This window comes from Actinomycetospora sp., assembly GCF_055612215.1.
The window spans coordinates 1-5,030 of sequence record NZ_JBVPVA010000737.1; the positions used below are offsets into that span (position 1 = coordinate 1).

Here is a 5,030-nt window from a genome sequence, read left to right on the forward strand (position 1 = left end):
GGTGACCCACCCCGTCGTGCGGACCCATCCGGAGACCGGGCGCCGCACGCTCTTCGTCAACGCGGCCTTCACGACCCGGATCGTCGGGATGGCGCCGGCGGAGTCGGACGCGCTGCTGCGCCACCTCTTCGCCCAGGCGCACACCCCGGAGTTCCAGGTCCGGTACCGCTGGACCGAGGGCACCGTGGCGTTCTGGGACAACCGGGCGACGCAGCACTACGCGGTCGGCGACTACGGCTCGCACGTGCGCGTGGCCGAGCGGGTCGCGATCCGCGGCGACGTCCCGTTCTGAGCCGCTCCCGGCCCCCCGCGCGTAACGAACGACTCGTTCGTGGCGTCTAGCTGCACGAACGAGTCGTTCGTTCCGGCGGCGCGGGAGGCGGAGGGCCGCGGCAATCAGGCGAGCACCCGCTGCCAGAGGCGCTCCGAGGAGCCGCCGACCATGCCGACCTCGGTCAGGAAGCCGAGGACCTTCTCGAGCATGTAGCGCTTGGTCGCGCGGTGGTGCGGGTTCGCCAGCGCCGCCGCGCGCCCGACGCGGCCGGAGAGGCCGACGCTGCGGTAGATCCGCGCCTGCCAGAGCGAGTTGACGACCTCGGTGCTCACCAGCGCCGTCAGCCACCGCTCCTTCTCGAGCTGGGCCCGCGACAGCGTCGGGACGAGGCGGGCCAGCTCCTCGCGGGCGAAGCGCACGTGGCGCGCCTCCTCCACGACGTGCACCCGCGCGACCGAGCGCATCAGCGGGAGCACGCGCTCGTCGTGCATCGACTCGCGCTGCAACCGGTCGGTGGCCTCCTCGGCGACGAGGACCGACGCGAACATGCTCGCGCCCGCGCCGAGGTGGCCGTACCAGCCGCCGAGGCGGTGGAGTGGGCCGTGGGGGCGGTAGTCCGGGCAGCCCAGGGCGTCGACGGCCTTGGCGAACATCACCGAGTGGCGGGTCTCGTCGCCGACCTCGGTGAGCGCGTACTGCGCGTGGGGGCGGCGCAGGTCGAGGTCGAAGGCGTGGCGGACCAGCATCTGCATGAGCAGGACCTCGAACCAGAGGCCCACCGAGAGCAGGCTGGCCGCCTCGTGGCGCGCCAGGGTGCGCCGGGCGTCGTCGTCGAGGTCGTCCCACAGCGCGGTGCCGTAGAGCGAGATCCGCTCCGGCGCGACGGCCCAGCCCTGCGGGTCGACGGGGGCCGCCCAGTCCACCTCGAGGGCCGGGTCGAGGGTGTGCCGCGCGCTGGCCGTGAGCAGGCGGGCCGCGGAGCGGTCCCGGTCGAGAGCCGTCATGTGACACAATGTATCCCGTACAGCTTGTTCCGCATAGTTGTCGGTACCGCGAACCGGGAGGACGCTGGTCGGACCATGGACGGCAGGACGCGGCGCTGGGCAGGTCACCGGGAGGCTCGACGCCTCGAGCTGGTCGACGCCGCCGTGTGCGCGATCGAGGAGCACGGGCCCGAGGTCACCACCGAGCAGATCGCCGCCCGGGCGGGCGTCTCGCGTCCCGGCCTCTACCGGCACTTCGACGGCAAGGACGACCTCCAGGCCGCGATCGCCGCCCGCAGCGTCGAGCGGCTGGTCACCGAGCTGGAGCCGGTGTGGCGCCCGTCGGGCCGGCCGCGCGAGATGCTCGAGCGCGCGATCGCCGCGCACCTGCGCTGGCTCTCCTCGCACGAGAACGTCTACCACTACCTCAAGCGGAACTCGCTGCCCTCGAGCGACTCGGTGGAGACGGCGAGCACGAACGTCCGGGGCGTGGTCTCCCTGCACGTGGCGCGGATGCTCGTCGACGGGTCGCTCGGCGCGGAGATCCCGGCGGCCACGGCGCACCCGCTGGCCTACGGCCTCGTCGGGATGGTGGACGCGGCCGCGGCGCACTGGCTCGACGAGCCCCACGACGCCGACGTCGAGGCCCTCGGGGCCCAGCTGACCGAGGCGTGCTGGGCCGTGATCCGCGTGACCGTCGGCAGCCGCGTGATGAACGCGCTCAACCGGGTAGGGGCCGAGACCGCGTCGTGACCCCTGCTCGTCGAGGCCGTCGGACCCATCGCCCATGATGTGACCGACCCGCGAGGAGGCCCCGATGGCGCTGGTTCGGTCGTTCCCGACCATCCTGTCCGACCGCCTGCCCGAGACGCGCGACTTCTACGTGTCGCTGCTGGGCTTCCACGTCGCCTTCGACAGCGACTACTACGTCGCGCTCGCGACGCCGCCCGACGCCGAGGGTCAGCCGACGTGCGAGCTCGGCATCTGGGCGGTCGGCCACGAGATCGTCCCGCCGCCCTACCGGGCCGACCCCGCGGGCATCGTCCTGACCTTCGTCGTCGACGACGTCGACGCGTTCCACGTCGAGGCCCGGCGCCAGGGCGTCCCAGTGGTGGCGCCGCCGCGCGACCAGTTCTACGGCCGGCGCCGGATGCTCGTGACCGACCCGAACGGCCTGCTCGTGGACGTCTCGACGCCGTGCACCCCCTCGCCGGAGTTCCGGGCCGAGATGCTGCGCCGCGGGATCGCGCCGGCCACGAGCCCGTAGTCGCGCCGGGGTGAGGGCGCCCTCACCTAGAGTGGATCGCGTGCGGCGTGGGCGGCGGGACGACCCGATCCTCGAGGCCCTCGCGGGCAGCGGGCGCGGGATGGCCGACGCGGCGCTGCCGACCGCGGCGTTCGTCCTCGTGTGGCTGGTCGCGCAGGCGGTGGGCGGACCGGAGCCGATCCTGCTCGGCGGGCTCGGGGCGGTCGTCGTGGCCGGGGTGATCGCGGTCGTCCGGTGGCGCGGCGGGGAGCGGCCCCGGGCCGCGTCGGTCGGCCTGCTGATCGCCGTCGCCGCGACCCTCATCGCGCTCTACACCGGCCGGGCCGAGGACTTCTTCCTCCCGCGCATCATCGCCAACGGCGGGAGCCTCGCCGCCTGGCTCGTCTCGATCGCGGTCCGCTGGCCGCTGCTCGGGCTCGTCGTCAGCACCGCGCTGGGCCGGCCGCGGGCGTGGCGCGACGACCCGGACCTGGTGCGCGGCTACTCCCGGGCGAGCTGGCTGTGGGCGGCGCAGTACCTCGTGCGGATCGTGGTGCTGCTGCCGCTCTGGTTCGCCGACCAGGTGGTTGCCCTGGGGATCGCGCAGGTGGTCCTGACGTGGCCGCTCGTGCTGGTGTGCGCGCTCGGGTCGTGGCCGCTGGTGCGCTCGGCGCTGCCGCCGGGGCATCCCGGGCCGCGGCACCCGGTCGAGGGCGGGTTCGTACCGGCGACGTCGGATGTGGCCGGGCCGACCTGACGACGGGGCTCTGCCGGCCCGACGACGGGGCTCTGCCGACCCCGACGACGGGGCTTTACTGCCACTGGGTGCAAGCGTCGACGCTTCGCTTGCACTCAGAGAAGAGCCGTTCAGCGGACCGGCGCGGGCTCCGGACGCTTCGGGGGCCGGCCGTCCCCGGTGCTGCGGCCCTGGACCCGCCGGGTCACCCACGGCAGCAGGTGCGCCCGCGCCCAGCGCAGGTCCTCCTCGCGGCGGCGGACCCATGGCGTCGGGTCCTCCGGCGGCCACGGCTCCCGCCAGTCGGTGTCGGGGGTCACGCCGAGGACCTCGCACACCCGGGCCGCGACCCGCCGGTGGCCCTCGGGATTGAGGTGCAGGCGGTCGGCGGCACGCGCCCGCGGGTCGGCCAGGGTGTCCATCTCCCACAGGTCGACCAGAAGGGCGCCCTGCCGTCGCGCGATCCCGCGGATGTACTCGTTCATCGTCGCGAGCCGCCGGCCCACCAGGTCGACGACGGGCGTCGCGCGGGTGTTGAAGCCGGTGAAGACCAGGACGTCCGCGCCCGACGCCCGCAGCTGCGCGACCGCCGCCTCGAAACGGTGGGCGAGGTCGGCCGGCCGCGCGGAGGGGCGCAGCAGGTCGTTCCCGGCCGCGCAGATGCTGACCAGGTCCGGGGACATCGCCAGCGCGGGCCCGACCTGGGTGGCGACGATCCGGTCGAGCAGCTGGCCGCGGACGGCGAGGTTGGCGTAGCGCAGGTCCGGCGACCGCGCCGCCAGCGCCTCCGCCACCCGGTCGGCCCAGCCGCGCTCGGTGCCGGTCCGCGGGTCGAGGTCGCCGACTCCCTCGGTGAAGCTGTCGCCCACGGCGACGAAGGTGCTCCAGGACATGACCCGATCATCCTCGGCGGCGTCTGACCCCATGACGATGCCCCGACCGGACTACGGCGCTGGGCCGAGTCGACCCATCTCCGACTGCGTGGGGGGTGAAGGTCCTCACCGGGAGGCCACGCTGGCACCCTGGGGGACGTCTGGACAGACGGATCCGCACGAGCGGGCACGACGTCGGCTGTCCGGATCCGGCCCGTATGACCCCGATGTGACGACGAGCCCTGGGAGCCATGGCACAGATCTCCACGAGAACGACAGGCGGTGGCGCGACGCCGGAGGACGACTCCCCGGCGGTCAAGTCGTCAGGTCTGTCGATCCCGCAGATCATGGCCGGCGCCCTGGCCGCGGCGACGGCGGCGATCCTCGGGTCGTTCCTCGGCGTCGCGGGGACGATCGGCGGCGCGGCCGTCGCGTCGATCATCTCCACGGTCGGCTCGTCGCTCTACCAGCGCTCGCTCGAGCGCACCCGGGACGCGGTCAAGGACCGGCTCGTGGTCAACGCGGCCGCCGGCACGAAGGTCGCGCAGGCCGTCGCCAAGGTCACCGGCGACGGCATCCCCGCCGCTGCCCCGGCCCGGCCGGGCACCCTCGGTGGCCCCGGCCGGTTGGCCGCGCCGGGCCGTCCCGGCGCGCCCGGGGCACGCCCGCCCGGCACACCGGGGCCCGCCGGACCGCCCAACCGGCCCGGGGCCGCGCCGCTGCCCACCCACCGCCTCCCCGACGGCGGGCTCGCGCCCGGGCGCCGCCAGGTCGGCGCGCCCCAGCCGACACCGCAGCCGACCCCGCAGGCGGGCATCCCGGCACCCGGTGCGCCCCAGCAGCTGCGCGCCGGCGGCCGCACGGTCACCACCCGTCTCGACGCCACCGGCCGTCCGCTGTCGACCGGCCCGGACCCGAC

General features: G+C 75.0%; 6 protein-coding genes and 1 pseudogene. 5 read left to right on the plus strand and 2 right to left on the minus strand.

The annotated features are described in order from the left end of the window. The coding region (locus AC0CYZ_RS20070) for a TauD/TfdA family dioxygenase (protein WP_472218526.1) at positions 1-292 on the plus strand (292 nt) is incomplete at its 5' end. Positions 293-396: 104 nt separating this feature from the next. Here AC0CYZ_RS20070 and AC0CYZ_RS20075 read toward each other — a convergent pair. Further along, positions 397-1,278, minus strand: a complete 882-nt coding sequence (locus AC0CYZ_RS20075) for an AurF N-oxygenase family protein (RefSeq protein ID WP_472218528.1) — start codon at positions 1,276-1,278, stop codon at positions 397-399. Between the two features lie 75 nt (positions 1,279-1,353). Between AC0CYZ_RS20075 and AC0CYZ_RS20080 the strand changes: the two genes are divergently transcribed. From AC0CYZ_RS20080 to AC0CYZ_RS20090, 3 genes are all read left to right on the plus strand, one after another. Continuing rightward, positions 1,354-2,010, plus strand: a complete 657-nt coding sequence (locus AC0CYZ_RS20080; RefSeq protein WP_472218530.1) for a TetR/AcrR family transcriptional regulator — start codon at positions 1,354-1,356, stop codon at positions 2,008-2,010. Between the two features lie 64 nt (positions 2,011-2,074). Next, the gene (locus AC0CYZ_RS20085) at positions 2,075-2,524 is read left to right on the plus strand and encodes a VOC family protein (protein WP_472218532.1); all 450 of its coding nucleotides are present in this window, start codon (positions 2,075-2,077) and stop codon (positions 2,522-2,524) included. A 40-nt stretch (positions 2,525-2,564) separates the two neighbouring features. Next, positions 2,565-3,260: a DUF3159 domain-containing protein gene (locus AC0CYZ_RS20090; protein WP_472218534.1), complete on the plus strand. Its 696-nt coding sequence runs from the start codon at positions 2,565-2,567 to the stop codon at positions 3,258-3,260. Positions 3,261-3,370: 110 nt separating this feature from the next. Here AC0CYZ_RS20090 and AC0CYZ_RS20095 read toward each other — a convergent pair whose 3' ends face one another. Next, complete coding sequence (locus AC0CYZ_RS20095; protein WP_472218535.1) at positions 3,371-4,132, minus strand: SGNH/GDSL hydrolase family protein; 762 nt, start codon at positions 4,130-4,132, stop codon at positions 3,371-3,373. Positions 4,133-4,362: 230 nt separating this feature from the next. Between AC0CYZ_RS20095 and AC0CYZ_RS20100 the strand changes: the two are divergent. Beyond that, positions 4,363-5,030, plus strand: a pseudogene (locus tag AC0CYZ_RS20100) (hypothetical protein); the annotation flags it as partial.

Coding starts and splice junctions, on each gene's coding strand:
- AC0CYZ_RS20080 (WP_472218530.1), top strand. CDS start 1,354: ATGGACGGCAGGACGCGGCGCTGGGCAGGTCACCGGGAGGCTCGACGC.
- AC0CYZ_RS20075 (WP_472218528.1), bottom strand. CDS start 1,278: ATGACGGCTCTCGACCGGGACCGCTCCGCGGCCCGCCTGCTCACGGCC.
- AC0CYZ_RS20095 (WP_472218535.1), bottom strand. CDS start 4,132: ATGTCCTGGAGCACCTTCGTCGCCGTGGGCGACAGCTTCACCGAGGGA.
- AC0CYZ_RS20085 (WP_472218532.1), top strand. CDS start 2,075: ATGGCGCTGGTTCGGTCGTTCCCGACCATCCTGTCCGACCGCCTGCCC.